The organism is Paenibacillus sp. FSL L8-0333, from assembly GCF_037965665.1.
GTDB classification, from domain to species: Bacteria; Bacillota; Bacilli; order Paenibacillales; family Paenibacillaceae; genus Paenibacillus_AQ; species Paenibacillus_AQ odorifer.
In genome coordinates, this window is sequence record NZ_CP150186.1 from 4,284,587 (window position 1) to 4,299,848 (window position 15,262).

At 39.5% G+C, this 15,262-nt stretch carries 13 protein-coding genes and 1 pseudogene; 2 read left to right on the plus strand and 12 right to left on the minus strand.

The window, feature by feature from the left end:
* Positions 1–45 precede the first annotated feature (45 nt).
* The 9 genes and pseudogenes from NYE72_RS19135 to NYE72_RS19175 form a co-directional block, all read right to left on the minus strand.
* Positions 46–753, minus strand: a complete 708-nt coding sequence (locus tag NYE72_RS19135) for a PIG-L family deacetylase (RefSeq protein WP_339210249.1) — start codon at positions 751–753, stop codon at positions 46–48.
* 2 nt (positions 754–755) lie between these two features.
* Complete coding sequence (locus NYE72_RS19140) at positions 756–1,727, minus strand: GNAT family N-acetyltransferase (RefSeq protein WP_249267672.1); 972 nt, start codon at positions 1,725–1,727, stop codon at positions 756–758.
* The gene (locus NYE72_RS19145) at positions 1,728–2,948 is read right to left on the minus strand and encodes an anhydro-N-acetylmuramic acid kinase (protein ID WP_076141027.1); all 1,221 of its coding nucleotides are present in this window, start codon (positions 2,946–2,948) and stop codon (positions 1,728–1,730) included.
* On the minus strand, positions 2,948–3,808 hold the full coding sequence (locus tag NYE72_RS19150; protein ID WP_036688719.1) for a carbohydrate ABC transporter permease: 861 nt from the start codon (positions 3,806–3,808) through the stop codon (positions 2,948–2,950). The genes NYE72_RS19145 and NYE72_RS19150 overlap by 1 nt, the downstream gene beginning before the upstream one ends.
* A gap of 18 nt (positions 3,809–3,826) precedes the next feature.
* Entirely contained in the window at positions 3,827–4,729 is a 903-nt protein-coding gene (locus NYE72_RS19155; protein WP_036688721.1) for a sugar ABC transporter permease, read from the minus strand.
* 104 nt (positions 4,730–4,833) lie between these two features.
* On the minus strand, positions 4,834–6,288 hold the full coding sequence (locus NYE72_RS19160) for an extracellular solute-binding protein (protein ID WP_036688723.1): 1,455 nt from the start codon (positions 6,286–6,288) through the stop codon (positions 4,834–4,836).
* Positions 6,289–6,345: 57 nt separating this feature from the next.
* Positions 6,346–7,251, minus strand: coding sequence for an N-acetylmuramic acid 6-phosphate etherase (murQ, locus tag NYE72_RS19165; RefSeq protein WP_036688725.1), 906 nt, complete (start codon positions 7,249–7,251; stop codon positions 6,346–6,348).
* 572 nt (positions 7,252–7,823) lie between these two features.
* A complete protein-coding gene (locus tag NYE72_RS19170; protein WP_042129113.1) occupies positions 7,824–8,687 on the minus strand; it encodes a MurR/RpiR family transcriptional regulator in 864 nt (287 codons plus the stop codon).
* A gap of 305 nt (positions 8,688–8,992) precedes the next feature.
* Positions 8,993–9,590: pseudogene (locus NYE72_RS19175) on the minus strand (MMPL family transporter); the annotation flags it as partial.
* A 332-nt stretch (positions 9,591–9,922) separates the two neighbouring features.
* Here NYE72_RS19175 and NYE72_RS19180 point away from each other — a divergent pair.
* On the plus strand, positions 9,923–10,624 hold the full coding sequence (locus NYE72_RS19180; RefSeq protein ID WP_036688733.1) for a response regulator transcription factor: 702 nt from the start codon (positions 9,923–9,925) through the stop codon (positions 10,622–10,624).
* 6 nt (positions 10,625–10,630) lie between these two features.
* Positions 10,631–12,025 (plus strand): HAMP domain-containing sensor histidine kinase, encoded by a 1,395-nt coding sequence (locus tag NYE72_RS19185; protein ID WP_339210250.1) that lies wholly within the window; start codon positions 10,631–10,633, stop codon positions 12,023–12,025.
* 82 nt (positions 12,026–12,107) lie between these two features.
* On the opposite strand, the gene NYE72_RS19190 is transcribed toward NYE72_RS19185, so the two are convergent.
* From NYE72_RS19190 to NYE72_RS19200, 3 genes are read right to left on the minus strand one after another with little or no spacing between them, the layout of a single operon-like run.
* Positions 12,108–12,461 (minus strand): YxeA family protein, encoded by a 354-nt coding sequence (locus NYE72_RS19190; protein WP_036688737.1) that lies wholly within the window; start codon positions 12,459–12,461, stop codon positions 12,108–12,110.
* Between the two features lie 5 nt (positions 12,462–12,466).
* Positions 12,467–14,386, minus strand: coding sequence for an ABC transporter permease (locus NYE72_RS19195; RefSeq protein WP_339210252.1), 1,920 nt, complete (start codon positions 14,384–14,386; stop codon positions 12,467–12,469).
* Positions 14,373–15,140, minus strand: a complete 768-nt coding sequence (locus NYE72_RS19200) for an ABC transporter ATP-binding protein (RefSeq protein ID WP_339210253.1) — start codon at positions 15,138–15,140, stop codon at positions 14,373–14,375. The genes NYE72_RS19195 and NYE72_RS19200 overlap by 14 nt, the downstream gene beginning before the upstream one ends.
* Positions 15,141–15,262: the final 122 nt, after the last annotated feature.

Sequence of the window (15,262 nt, forward strand, 5' to 3'; positions counted from 1 at the left end):
TTTCCTGCTATACATAGAAACACTCCCTCTTAGCTAGTTGAATAGTTACCAAAGACTAGACTGCCTAACCTTCACCGTTTCAGCTGGCACCATAAATGCTTCTGCATATGTCTTTCTTGCTTCACAGCCGCGAACAACTGCTAGTGCTTTATAATAATCCATGTATTTGAAAGATTTGCTATTCGTCACAAACCAATGCTTGCTTAAAGCATCTATCCATAGATCAAATGCCGCTTGATCGAAATCCACATATACGTAAGGGACATAATCAACCGCATCCTCCCAGTTTTCGGAGTAATATAATCTTGCTGCAAAGTGCGCGGGGAGCGCTCGTTCAAAGGATGATAGACTTGCGAAGAAACGGGCATCATTTACGATATGATGCGTTAGCGCATGGTCCTTATGCATACTGTTTTTCCAGTGTGTAATAATAATGTTAGGCTTCACGCGACGAATTACATCACAAACCTCCATACGAATTTCTTGATTGTCAGGCAACTCTCCGTCACAATAATCATCGAATACAATGGCTTCACCGCCTAGCATATCCGCAAAAACCTGTGCCTCTTTCACTTTTTGCTGACGATATTCCTTCATATCCTGTCCTGCCGGGACCCCTCGTTCACCCGCAGTTAACGCTAGTGTCACAATGCGATCTCCCTTTAAACTATGACTAGCGAGCACACCACCAGAAGCTAGCTCCACATCACCAACATGCGCTCCAATTGCTAATACTGTGAAGTTTTCGCTCATCTTTAAAGTTCCCTCCGCAATATAGAAAATTGTTTTTCAATAGTAAAGCCCGCTTTTTGATAGATTCGAAGAGCCGGATTATTATTTCCAGTGAATAGAGAGATATATTGACAGCCCACATTTTGAAAAGCTTCAACCATTCTGAAAAATAATACACTGCCAAGGCCATGACCCTCATGCTCTGGGTGCACTCCGATACCGCAAAAAAATGCTCTTCCATCAGGCTGCGAAATAATTGGACCCGCAAAGCCCACAACCTCGTTGCCGTACACAGCTACTACAAGTGGTGCGCCAACCTTCACATAAGTAACAACATCCTTCTTCCACTGCGGATTTTGCAGGGCAGCAAGCGTTGCTTCAAGCCCTGTATGTAAATCAGGGACATAGGAAGTAATGTAATAGTCCTTGCTATTTGCATTGGTTTCCTTATCTAAAATATCTTCGGGAACTATAAAGCTTCCGAGTCTTAAATACATGCCGCATTGCCTCGCTCGATCTTCGTAGCCTCTAGCAATTAAAGCTTCATATAATGGCTGGTCCTTACTGATGCCCGGGGCATTATTATGCTCATGCTGAGGTGCACTTGGTATACTCCACTTCAGCTTAACAGGGTTGAAAAACAATACATCCGCTTGTCTTTTCCCAAGTTCTTGGAATCTTTTTTCTAAACGCAATAGAAAAGCATCGTAAAACTCCAGAGAAGCCACATGGGTATCTATAATAACACTCGTAATATAACCCGCCACATCTCCAAGAGGGAGATCGTCACCGCAGCAGCCAGCTGCAAAACCAACAATCCCTTTTTCGTCACAGCCTACCCATATACAGTCAGCGTCAAAATAAGGATGGTCGATGAATGTATCTTGAAACTCTCGCTCTGTAAATGGCTTATAATCATATTTTGTAGCCTCACGATTCCAAAGCTCTACAACTGCAGAGTGATCTTCAATTGAAAAGGTTCTGATTTGCATCATTTAAGCCTCCTGTGAACGTCCAATATAGGGCCAGGAAATTTTGCCCATTACTACTGGCTGTGAAGCTCCAGTTACTAGCGGGATATTGTTTGGTAAGCGCTCCATCGTGTAATACGCTAGCAGAGCAAAAGCAATTGCTTCCTTAGCATCACTATTACCACCGATATCCTCCTGCGTCAGCACCTGCACGTTATGCGGTGCAAATAAGTGTTGTAAATCACGCAAAAGCGTCTTGTTATAGCTTCCACCGCCGCCAATTAACAATTGCTCAGCCTGATGCTGCGGTGCAATATACCGTTCATAGCTATCGACGATGCTCCAGGCAGTTAAGTACGTAGCTGTTGCAACAACATCTTCCGCTTTCCAGTGATTAACCTTCATCATTTCAATAATTTGTGCCACGTATTGTTGGCCAAACCGTTCTCTGCCTGTCGATTTTGGTAACGGCATCGTATAATATTTATCCTGCTGCATCCATTTCAATAGCTCATCAATCACTTGACCGCCCGCACCAATTTCGCCATCAACATCCATGGTCATTGGTGCAAATAATTGCGATACAAGGCCATCGATAATCATATTTCCAGGACCCGTATCAAAAGCAAATACCTCATCCGGTGAGGCATTTACAGGCAAAACAGTCACATTGCCTATTCCGCCAATATTTTGCATCAGAATTGTTTTCTCTGGATTGTTAAACAATAAGTATTCGGTAAATGGTACTAACGGAGCTCCTTGTCCACCCATTGCCATGTCAGCAACTCGAAAGTCTGATACGCAAGGAATTCCTGTGCGATTGGCGATAACTGCACCATCCCCAATCTGAACAGTACAATGCAGATTATAGCCGCCCATAACATTCTCTTCCGGAGCATGATAGATTGTTTGACCATGTGATCCTACTGCGAATATTTGCGAGTGCGAAAGGCCGCATTTCCCTATAACGGATAATGTGGCTTGGGCGTATAATTCGCCAAGCCACATATTCATTGCGCCAACCTTATCAATCGTAGCGCTAGCGGGATCAAAAAGCTCAAATATGGAGTTTCTAACTTGCACCTCAAAAGGTGTGTTTTCAAAAGCCAGTAATTCAATCTCTACTCCATGCTCTTTTTCGGCTGATGGGAAAAGCTTAACTACTGCTGCATCAATACCATCTACTGATGTACCTGACATCAAGCCAACTAAGTATGTTGCATCAACTTTTGATTGTTTGTCCATTAACCTTTCACCGCTCCAACTGTTACCCCTTCAAGGAAGTATTTTTGTAAACTGAAGAACAAAATAAACATTGGAACTGCTGAAATGGTTGCCCCCGCCATCATCGGTGCAAAGTAAGTTGTATTCGCAAAGCGAAAGTTTTTCAAGCCGACCTGAATGGTTTGCATATCCATCGTATTCGTTACTAGGAACGGCCAGAAAAAGTCATTCCATGCCGCCATGAACGTTAGGATTGCTAGTACTGCCATAATTGTTTTAGATAGAGGCATAATGATATACCAGAAGATTTTAGGCTGGGAACAACCTTCGATTTTAGCAGATTCAATAATTTCACCTGGAATGGAGGACATGAACTGCTTAACCAAGAAGATATTGTATACCGTTACTATGCTCGGCATAATCAACGCTGTGTACGTATTTTGTAATTCAAAAATGTTTACGATCAAAATATATAGTGGAACCTGAGTGACTTGAACAGGAATCATCATAGATCCCAGCAAAATAGCGAACAAAATGTTTTTCCCTTTAAATTTCATTTTTGCAAAAGCATATCCAGCAAGTGTAGCAAAAAATACGTTAGATACCGTGATACACGCTGCCACTATAAAGGAGTTCAATAACCAGTCCCATGTATGTGGGCTGAAGTTAAAGAAGAATTTATAAGATTCAAATGAAATCTTCGATGGTAGGATAGAATAGCTCATTGCACCAGCTTCTACCGGATCACCGAACGAGGAGATGACCATAAAGTATATCGGGAATATGGTAGCTGCCGCAAATAGGATAAGGAACGTAATGTTTGCACCATTACGTATAAACAGATACCCTTTGCTTCTTAAGCTATTGTTGTACAAACCCATAGTATTCTGCTCCTTTTCCTAGTATTCTACATCTTTACCTATAAACTTGAATTGAAGGAATGAGATAAATCCGATAATCGCTGCTAGAACTAATGATTGTGCCGCTGCCTCACCAAACTCAAAATATGTGAACGCATTGTTAAAGATTAACAAACCTACCATTGTTGTTGCATGGTCTGGTCCACCGCCTGTCATAAGATAAGCGTTTTGGAATACTTGGAAGGAACCGATAACACCAGTAACAAGTAGGAATAGCGTTGTTGGCTTAAGGAAAGGGACAACGATAAACCAAAGCTTTTGCAGGAAAGACGCGCCATCAATTTCAGCTGCTTCATAATAGCTGTTATCAATAGCGAGTAATGCGGCTATATAAATAATAATTGCTGTACCATGACTTGATAACCATGACATTAATACAAGTGAGAACATTGCAGTTGCACTGGAACCAAGCCAGTTTTGATTTTCAATACCTAAAAAACTCACGAGCTTATTGGCAATACCTGATTTTAACGGATCGAAGATCCACAGCCACACAACAGAAAGCGCTACACCAGATGCTACGGCTGGCAAGTAATATAGTGCTTTAAAGATCGTTTGTGTTTTTTTCTTGAAAGGAATAATCAAAATTGAAATTAAAAATGATAGAAGAATATTAAACGGAACAGTTAATAGCGTATATACTAACGTATTTTTCAGCGCTTTCCAGAAAAGTTCATCTGAAAAAGAGTTAACGAAGTTATCCACGCCGACAAAAGTGGATCCTAATGGACCATATTTTTGTAAGCTGATAATAAAAGCATTGATGACTGGATATGCGGTAAATAAAGAAAACGCAATAAGTGCTACTGCGATAAACGCGTATCCCCAACCTGAGTCACTTTCGAGTTTCAATTTTTTTCTTTTAGTCAACGTTTGATTCATTGGGTCGCACCTCTCTTCTAAAAACAGTACAAGCTCTAGCTAATTTAGAAGGAAAGCTGTACGTTCTAGCTACGCACAGCTTTCACATGTCAGCCTACGACAGACTAGTCAACTACAATACCATCTTTACCGAAAGATTTAATTGCAGCTGCTTTAACTGCATCATACATTTCTTGTGGAGCAATCTCATTTGCAAGTAAGGCTTGTAGTTTAGGAATAATAACTTCTGTTTCAATTTTTAATGCTTCAGCAGCCAGATCAGTAGGAATATCTGTACGAGCCGGAAGCGCTTTTGCCATCATAGCTTTACCTGCAGCAACGTTATCTTCGTTACGAGGGAATTTTTCAAGTACTTCTGCATTACGTGCAGATTCAGTAATTGGTGATAAGAACAGCTCATTACTGTAGTTAGCAGCAATTGAACCAGAAGACAAGAAATTCGTTGCTAGGGCAATATTTTTGATGTGCTCTTCAGATGGAGCTTTTTTACCACGAAGTGCGATATAACCATCAACGATTGAAGTAGGGACATAATCGGCACCGTTGAATGTTGGGACTGGAAGTGAAATATAATCAACTTCAATAGAATCTGCAACAGCTGAACCATCGTTCGCTTTAATCTTCTCATTGTTTAGACGAGCAGAGTTTTCAAATGCAGATAAACCTTTACCTGTAATCATCGTTTGACCCGTTAGGAACATGTTCCACCGTTTACCAGCATCGATAGAGCTTAGCTCTTTAGGCATAGAACCATCGTTGATCATTTCGCGAATAGATGTAAGTAGCCCCAAGAAGTTTTTGCTTGTATACGTATATTTAAGATCTTTATCGAAGTAATCTGGTAAACCAGCAGTTTTAGCAAGAATAGCTAGATAGTCTTTAGATGCTACACCAGATGTTGCGAACACGAAACCATAACGAGTAGTTTCACCTTTATCATTTTTCACTACGCCTTTAGAAATTGCATTACGGAACTCTTCATAAGTCCAACCGTTTTGTTGAATGCTTTTCCAATCAATTCCGGCTTCTTCAAGGAATTGTTTGTTACCACCGATAGTGTGGATTTCCATATACGCTGGTAGGCCGTATTGAGCGTCACCTAGTTGGAAATATTTCAATGGAACTTCGTCATAATCTGCCTTGGCTTCATCAGAAAGGGCACCGTTAAGGTCGATTAGTACATTAAGTGCTGCATATTTCGAAATTCCTGAAGCACCGATAAAAGCAATATCTGGAGGAGAACCTGCATTTACTTGAGTATCAAGTTTTTGCGTCATATCTTCCCAGCTCGCTGGCTCGATTTTCAAAGTCAAGTTAGGATGTAGTGTATTAAATTCTTTTTCCATATCAGCAAAACGTGTTTGATAGTTCGCTGATATCGGAGGTAAAAGCGCTGTAATCGTATCCTTTTTAGGCTCAGAACCACCGTTACTAGTTCCTGTGTTACCGGAATCTGTAGAAGCTGGAGCGTTATTTCCGTTTCCTCCGCAAGCCGATAATAGTGATACCATCATGATTCCTGACAAAAACAGAGTTAATCCACGTGATCTTTTTTTCATCGAAAACAGCCTCCTCAATTATTAATAGCATCCATCCTGTTATTCCACTTTTCACACCTAAACCAATGATGCGATTGCCTGTTTCAAGCGTCCTCCGTTTGCGTTAAGTACTTGTTCTGCTTCTTTTGCATCTAACCCCGATTTAATCATCATAATTGCCAGCTTACAGTTCATAGATGCTTTTTCAAGTGTTTCTGCGGCGGTTGATGTATCTACACCAGTCGTGTTCATGATGATACGAATCGAGCGATCTACGAGCTTAAAATTACTAGCCTTCAGATCAACCATCAAGTTGTTGTACGTTTTTCCTAACTTGACCATTGTGCATGTTGTCAGCATATTAAGCACCAACTTCTGAGCAGTTCCTGCCTTTAATCGAGTCGAACCGCTAATGACCTCAGGTCCTACAACAGGTGTTATACAAACATCTACAATGGGTTCGAACTTTGAGCCTCTGTTGTTACAAACACCGATAGTGGCTGCTCCAAGTTCCTTTGCTTTCGCTAAAGCTGCAATAACGTAGTTTGCACTACCGCTTGCCGAAATCCCAATAAGTACATCTTTGTTTGTTACACCAATGCTTTCGATTAATGCGATCCCTTCATCCATATCGTCTTCACAGCCTTCAACCGCAGTACGCAAAGCAATATCACCACCAGCAATATAGCCCTGCACCAAGGAAGGATCTGTACCAAAGGTAGGAGGACATTCGGAAGCATCCAGAACACCTAATCTTCCTGATGAGCCAGCTCCTATGTAAAACATTCTTCCACCATTAGACAACCTATGATGTAGAATATCTACCGCCTTTGCAATCTGCGGAATCTCCTCAGCTATAGCTCTGGGGACTAGTGCATCTTGTTGATTCATTAACTGGATCATTTCTTCCGTAGTACATTCATCAATCATTAATGTGTCTGGATTCACAGCCTCTGTTGTCAATCCCGCAAGGTAGTCATTCATAGCCATCCTCCTTCTTCCCAGCCTTAATCTGTCATTTAATTAACAAAACGTGTTAGATTAACTTACAATTATTATGTTCTTATACTAATACAACACCATCGCTTCGTCAATAGATTTTGAAATATAATTTCATGGAGAAATTAAATTCTGATGTTTTATTTCATTCCTTACATACTATGTTATACCACATTTATAAAGCGCTTACAAGATGCAATTTAAATTTTTAACAATTGCTTTGATCGCTATGGCTCTAAGGTTAAAGCGATTTAAAAAAATGTATTATTTGCTGATTATCGCTCCAAACGAAACATAAAGTTACATCATCCGTGTTCAACCGGATGATGTTTCGTCTTCGATTCCATTCATTTTCTTCCTCATAATTGTGTGCCAAGCTATTAATTATTGAATTAAACTACTTATTATATTCATTAGATCAACGTATTCATCATGTAGATAATCTGACATAGATTGATAAGTAGTACATTTTAGTACACGAATAAGTGAATGAAATACAAAAAAAGAAAGCATTGATCCATGATCAACGCTTTCCTCCACATTCATTCTATCAGAACCTAATTTCTAAGTTTTTTCTTTAATATATTATGCGTTTTTGTTAAGTAGGTTTTTACTTCTTCATATTCAGCACTTGCGACACCAGCAAATAATATGTCGATGATCGTAAGCATCGCAATACGCGAGCCCATAGCCCCACTGCGGATTGTTATTTCAGGTGTGGATATGCTCAATACAATATCCGCCCGCTCCGCAAGCTCACTTTTATTGTACTTCGTAATCGCAATACATTTCGCTCTATTCTTTTGGGCAATTTCCAGCGCATCAATAATATCACTAGTTGCTCCAGAGTTAGAAATGAAAATGGCAACATCATCTTTCTCAAGTAAAGTTGCTGCCGTGAGCTGACTATGACCATCTGTATAGGCATGACACATCTTATTAATTCGCGAGAACTTCTGTTCCCCGTCCATACAAACGAGTCCCGAAGCACCTATTCCAAAGAAAACAATTCGCTTACTATGACATAGTAATTCTACAGCTCTTGTAATTTCTTTTCGATCAATAACACTAAGCGTATCCTCAATGGACTTGCAATTATTCAATGAAATATTTGATATAATTGTCGAGAGATCATCACCCGGCTGAATATCTGTATATTGAGCCTTTGAATCCTCATCACGAGAACCCAAAGATGCCGATATACTCACAATAAAATTGCGGTATCCGCTGTAACCCATCGTCTTACAGAAACGAAGGACAGATGCATCGCTTGTCTTACTCGATTGAGCCAATTCCTTAATAGACAAATGAGGGATCTCTTCCGTATTTTCTAAAATGTAATCTCCGACCAATCGTTCAACTGGTGTAAAACTCTCTCGCATATCACGAATTTTAATTAATACGTTGTCATTTAGACTCATAATCTACCTACTCTAGATTTAATTAACACCTTTAATAATATCATAAACAATATAAACAACCTATTTCAATAACAAAATACGTTTCGGCATATCAAAAGCTAATATTAATTAATCTATTAAAATCATCCTACTCTTAGGTCATCTGGTGACTTTACGTTGATTATAGCGTAATAAAGTTGTAAGGTATAGTCGATAATTATATACTTTCTGATATGGTGAAACAAGGGACCACAAAGGTCCCCGAAGATTCTTTCTATTGTTCTCAGCATACGTAATACGCATGTATTTTTAAATTTTACTGCCGTCTAAATATGACTCGATTTGTCAACTACATTCTTTGATGTAGCACCGTTGCTTGAACCATTTAATTTTCTAGCAAGCTGCTTTAATGCAGTCAAGAACACCGGCATGGCCGCTACACTTAGTAATAATAGTGCAATGATTAATACGAATGCTACCTGTATAAGTGTCATTACGCCCGAAGGAATCAACGCGGCGCAGGTACCTCCTAGAATAAAGGCAGCAGACAATACTACACCAACCATATAACGTGATGCCACTCAATTCTCGATCCAACATCCCCTTCAAGTTCGTTATACCGCATCATCAGGAATATGCTGTAATCAACGCCTAGGGCTGTAATCATAATGAAGCTGAAAAATGGAACGATCCAGCTCAAGATTTCACTGATTCCAAGAGAAGTAAGTACTCTAGCACCAAGGAAGCAATAATGAACAGAGAGCTGGACACAGAGCGCGTAATGACTATTGGCACAATTATGATTCCGACCAGCATAATCACGGCTGTACGTACAAAGTCATCCTGTGAAATATTCTGCAAATCAGCATTGGTTGCAGTTGTTCCTGTTAAGGCTGCTTGCACCTGCAAGTCGCTGCCATCTAACGGCATTCCAAAAGCTGTCTGCAAGTTCTTCTTCGAGCTCAAGCGAATACAGTAACTCACCTTCTTCCATCATTTTAGCGAACTTCTTCAAAGGGCTATATACAGTGCAGATCAATGCCATGGAAGGCAGGGGGCGTAACAATTTCTCCTCCTTACCTGATTTGGCTATATCTAGAATGAATTTTTAATAAATCACCGAATATTGCTTTGCTATGTTCGTCTATGTAATCCCCATCTTCATGCAAGCCTTTCTTTTGCAATTTTTTGCGCAAGAAATAAAGAGTCCTTTATAATGTAATAATGTACATAAAGACGGATTTGGAGGGAAATAAATGGCAAGTCGTAAATGGGTATTAATCATAGACGATGAAGATGATTTAGCGCGTCTGATGAAGGCTGTTTTACATAAAGAAGGTGTTCCAGACGTTGTAACTGCCGGGACCGTTGCAGAGGGTTGGGACAAGTTTCAGGAGTATAATCCTGAGCTTATATTGCTAGATATTATGCTCCCAGATGGAGAAGGATATGACTTATGCAGAAAAATTCGGGAAACATCAAATGCACCCATTTTATTTATGTCTGCAAAAGACGAGGAAATTAATAAGCTGTTAGGACTGGCGATAGGTGGCGATGATTATATTACTAAACCGTTCAGTCCGAAAGAAGTCGCTTATCGGGTAAAGGCACAACTGAGAAGAGCTGGCTTTACAGAAGAAAAAAAGGCTCCGAAAAGCTTACAAGCTGGTCCCTTTGAACTTAGTGCCAATGAGACAGAATTAAAAAAGAATGGCGAGGTCCTCGTGTTAACCGCCAAAGAAGTCGGTTTAATGAGCTGTTTTATGCATCATCCCAATCAGATTCTAAGCAAAGAAACCTTGTTTGGACAGGTGTGGGGTGAAGATTTTTTTGGTTCCGATAATACAGTGATGGTACATATTCGGCGATTACGTGAAAAAATTGAGGCCGACCCTTCAAATCCTTCCTTTATTTTGACGGTTAAAGGGTTAGGTTATAAATTACATACCAAGGAGTGAGACTAGTTGAAATGGAAATTGACACTCCGCTTTTTAAGATCGGTTATGACTATTGTTGTGATCGTTGGTATTGTAAACGCGATTTTGTTCCTTTCCCTATTCTTTATAAAGGTAAATAATAATAACTTTGGCACTGAAGAAGCATCTGCAGAAACCTTTAGCCGAACCTTTTCACAATACGTAGAACTACAGGCTGGCAAACCTGTTGTGAACGAAGAAGGTCTCAAAAAACTACAAGAAATGAGCGCCTGGGTACAATTCTTGAATGACCAAGGGGAGCAAGCAGCAGCCTTTTATACCCCTGAAGAATTGAAAACAGAGTATTCTCCTATTGAAATTGTCCAAATGTATAAATATAAAGAATTAGATGCACGCACGACGGTTTTTGTCAGCGAAGCCCAAAATTTCAGTTACTTTTTAGGGATTAATAATCCTAAAATAGGCCGCTACGTAATGACCTATGACTACGCTAAAATTTTCAAAGATGTTAATGTTTTTCTTTCCATTTTTTTAATCGTTGATGTGCTTATTGTAATCATCATTGGATTTCTATTTGGGAAAAAGTTAACTGCACCCCTTCATACATTAATAGAGGGTATTCAACAGCTCAGGGAACGACGTTTTAAGAAAATGCCTACTCCCAAAGGTGTTTATGAAGATGTTTTTCGTAATATGAATGAACTATCTGAAAAGCTCGATCGGCATGAAGAGGAGCGTAAACGTCTCGATCAAATGCGTGAGGAATGGATTAGCAATGTTTCACATGACATGAAAACACCACTTGCTTCTATTCAAGGTTATGCAGAATTTATTAACGACAGTGCCACAGATTTAACAGCCCAAGAATTACAGGAATACACGTCAATTATCAAGAGTAAATCGATGTATATGAAAGATCTGTTAGATGACCTCAATTTAACGACACGTTTACGTAATCACCAGCTATCCCTGCAATTTGAAGAGGTGAATCTCGTTCAGTTTCTACGAGAAATGACGATTGAACTTTTAAATGACCCGACCTTTGGTGAACGGCAGATAGAGTTTGAGGCGAATGTGGCTAAAGCAATGCATAAAGTAGATAAAAAGTTACTAAAACGAGCGATCCTTAACTTGATCTACAACGCGCTGGTGCATAACGATGAAAATGTCGTGGTGAAGATTCGAGTGGATACAGGTCCAGAATCTCATACCCAAATTTCGATTTCTGATAATGGCCAGGGTATTCCAACTAAAGATCTGGAACAAGTTTTCGAACGCTACTATCGGGGTACAAATACAACCAGCAAGCATGGTACTGGTTTAGGAATGGCCATCGCAAGAGACATTATTTGGGCTCATGAGGGGAAACTCGATATTACGAGCGCTGAAAATATTGGAACAACCATTACTATACTTTTATAATACAAATGCCTTACTTACTCATTAGGCAGAGAAAAGGGCTGTGCTCCATTACCATTATTGGAGACAGCCCTTCTTCAATTTATTAGTTTTTTATTGCTTTTAGCGGAATATCCTCTACTTTCACTTCATCATATGAGGAGACTTGATCACCTTTTTTTACATACATTTTTAAGTAGGCGCCTTTACGAAGATTTTTTTGTGCATTAAATTCCAGTGGAATTGTATTACCTTTAGCATTTGTAGCTTCTAGTGTATACGAATAGGAAGTCATCACTGTACCATCACTCAGTTTATATTCATGGGGTTCCCCATCCTCTGTAATTTGTAAATAGTAATTTTCGGCATTCATGCGATTGAAATCAATCTTTGCTAGAGCAAAGACACCTACAACCCCAATAACAAACAAAATACCCATAGTAATTAGAAATTTTTTCATCTCCATCATCCTTCTGTTCTATTATTTAGTGTGATAATACGATTGTATGAAGCTACGGTTAAGAAATAATACAACCCGTAAATTACGGTATAAGCAATCATCCAGAGCAACACTGGCTTTGCTAAATCTATCATCAGTAGACTAGAGAATGCTTTTAAAGCCACTACACTATGCAATAACCCTACTATAAGCGGTACAACAAAGATAACGAATACCTGTGACGCAATGGATTTCTGCATTTCTTTTGCACTGACACCCATTTTATGCAGCATATTGTACTGTGCTTTATCCTCTTCTGCCTCTGTTAAAACTTTAAAGTAAATGATACTGCCTGTTGCAGCCAGAAATACGAGCCCAAGGAAACTGCCTATAAAAAGTAGAGAACCCACACTTTCCAAGCTTGTTTGGTAATCTTGAGGCCTACTAGAAAATGGCGCTTCTTCAGGCAATTGGTTTGCAATTTTTGCAGATAAATCCACAGAGGCATCCTCTACCCCAAGAACACGATAGCGTAGCACTTCTCCATCATTCCGTAATACTTTATACTGTTCATCCGAGACTACAACTGTTATACCTGCTGTGCCTGCATTCAATACGGTTTGTGTTTTAAAGCTTTGGAATATGAGTGGATGGCCGTTGCCTGTTGTTATAGTTTTTCCTGTATACATAGGTGAGAACCTTTTGTCATATCCGATATCTAAAATAACCGCGTAGCCATCCTTTACATTTAATTTTTCTTTATGTTGTACATTTGCTAAGTTGTTGTATGTTTTTTCATCGATAACTGTATACCCTCTTTTATCAGAGCTATCGAACGAGGATGGCGCGTTTAATTCTTTTGTATGAAACGTAATGGATAGCGCATCGATATTTTCATCATATTTTGTAGCTGGCAGTACAGCATTTACTTGTTTATCCATTTCTGCATCTGTTGATTGATACATAAAGGTATTCGGATTAATCGTTTTTGCCGAGTCATTCGTATTGTAATACAGGCTATAGACCGCTCCACCGGCAGTTACTGTTGTAGCACTCAACACAGCAATCACAGTTAATGTACGTGCATTCCCACGGATACGATAGAGCAGCTGCGATATGGTTATTACATGAAGGCCTTTCCACAGCCACTTTTCATTTTTCTTAATCATTGCTAACACAAAGCCAGTCACACTGTGGAACAATAAAAATGTACCCACAATTACCGTTGTTAAAATAATTAATACGGTCATGAGAAATCCGATTTTTGCCCATACCTTAGAAGTGAAAAGGTCCTGCATTGCAAGCCAATAGCCCAAGACAATAAGTAACACTCCAAGAACAGCTACTATCATAGATGGTTTAGGCGCCACTTCTCCCTTTTTGGAAGCATGAAATAAATCAATCAGCTTAAATTGATAGATCAAGCGGTAGCCTTGAAATGATGTCACTAAGAATATAACTAGAAATACGATAGCCGTGTTCATCGCTGCCGCCATTGAAAATGTAAAGGGTGCTACAACGTCATAACCCATTAAATGAATCAAAATCGTCATAAATCCTTTTGAACAGAGGAAGCCAAATACAATCCCTACTATTAAAGAGAATAATCCTAATAACAAATTTTCAAAAAAGAGCATAAAACCTATTTGACGATTACGTACCCCCAGCAACGCATACAGTGCGACTTCTTTTTTACGTTTTTTCATAAAAAATGAATTGGAATAAGCTATAAATATGAACACGAAAAAGATAAGAATGACTGCCGCGCCACTCATTAGGGAACCCAGTTTTTGGGATGAAGCCGTCTGTTCTGCTATCGTATCACTATATTTTAAGGTCACAAATGTAAAGTAAATGATGATACTAAACACCATCGATGCAATGTATAAAAAATATTGCGAGAAATTTCTGGCTATATTTTTTCTTGCTAGACTAAATAACGTCATCTACCTCACCCCCAATGGCCGCATGAACATCTAAGATCTCTTGGAAGAAGGCTTTGCGTGTCTGATCACAACGATAGATTTCTGTTGAAAACGAACCATCTTTGATGAAAATAATCCGGCGGCAGAAGCTTGCGGCAAAGGCATCATGGGTTACCATCATAATGGTCGAATTGTTATTTTCATTTAAAGTACTTAAGCTTTCCAATAAATCTGTTGCTGATTTAGAGTCAAGTGCACCTGTTGGTTCATCAGCCAAAATCAGTGCTGGCTCTGTCACGAGCGCTCTAGCCGCAGCGGTTCTTTGCTTTTGACCCCCAGAGATTTGGTAAGGATATTTCCCCAGTAAATCTTCAATCCCAAATACTTTAGAGATCTGAGTCACGAGGTGATTAATTTTCTTCGCTGGAATTTTAGCAATCGCCAGGGGAAGCAATATGTTCTCCTTTACCGTCAAGGAATCGAGTAAATTGTAATCTTGAAAGATGAACCCGAGATGTTCACGCCGGAAGTCTGACAAAGCTGCTTCCTTCAGATCATGAATACTCTTGTTCTTCATATATATCTTTCCTTCTGTTGGAGAATCTATGGTTGCTAACAAATTTAGCAAGGTTGATTTTCCCGCTCCGGAAGGTCCCATAATCCCTACAAACTCACCTTCATGAATGTCAAAAGACACGTTTTCCAACGCTGTGTAAGCAGCACTTAACTTCCCGTACACTTTTTTTACGTTTTCTACTTTTAATAATGGTTCCATTCATTTCACCTCATAATTTGCTGATACTTATACTATAGGCACCGAACCTTACAGCAAATTCATGCCAACCTTACAACAAGCTTAAATCTACAAAAAAAGGGATACCCTGTAGCCATTTAAGA

Bases quoted from the DNA above. Each gene is read 5' to 3' on its own strand.
- NYE72_RS19135 (WP_339210249.1), bottom strand. From the start codon at position 753: ATGAGCGAAAACTTCACAGTATTAGCAATTGGAGCGCATGTTGGTGAT.
- NYE72_RS19140 (WP_249267672.1), bottom strand. From the start codon at position 1,727: ATGATGCAAATCAGAACCTTTTCAATTGAAGATCACTCTGCAGTTGTA.
- NYE72_RS19145 (WP_076141027.1), bottom strand. From the start codon at position 2,948: ATGGACAAACAATCAAAAGTTGATGCAACATACTTAGTTGGCTTGATG.
- NYE72_RS19150 (WP_036688719.1), bottom strand. From the start codon at position 3,808: ATGGGTTTGTACAACAATAGCTTAAGAAGCAAAGGGTATCTGTTTATA.
- NYE72_RS19155 (WP_036688721.1), bottom strand. From the start codon at position 4,729: ATGAATCAAACGTTGACTAAAAGAAAAAAATTGAAACTCGAAAGTGAC.
- NYE72_RS19160 (WP_036688723.1), bottom strand. From the start codon at position 6,288: ATGAAAAAAAGATCACGTGGATTAACTCTGTTTTTGTCAGGAATCATG.
- murQ (WP_036688725.1), bottom strand. From the start codon at position 7,251: ATGAATGACTACCTTGCGGGATTGACAACAGAGGCTGTGAATCCAGAC.
- NYE72_RS19170 (WP_042129113.1), bottom strand. From the start codon at position 8,687: ATGAGTCTAAATGACAACGTATTAATTAAAATTCGTGATATGCGAGAG.
- NYE72_RS19180 (WP_036688733.1), top strand. From the start codon at position 9,923: ATGGCAAGTCGTAAATGGGTATTAATCATAGACGATGAAGATGATTTA.
- NYE72_RS19190 (WP_036688737.1), bottom strand. From the start codon at position 12,461: ATGAAAAAATTTCTAATTACTATGGGTATTTTGTTTGTTATTGGGGTT.
- NYE72_RS19195 (WP_339210252.1), bottom strand. From the start codon at position 14,386: ATGACGTTATTTAGTCTAGCAAGAAAAAATATAGCCAGAAATTTCTCG.
- NYE72_RS19200 (WP_339210253.1), bottom strand. From the start codon at position 15,140: ATGGAACCATTATTAAAAGTAGAAAACGTAAAAAAAGTGTACGGGAAG.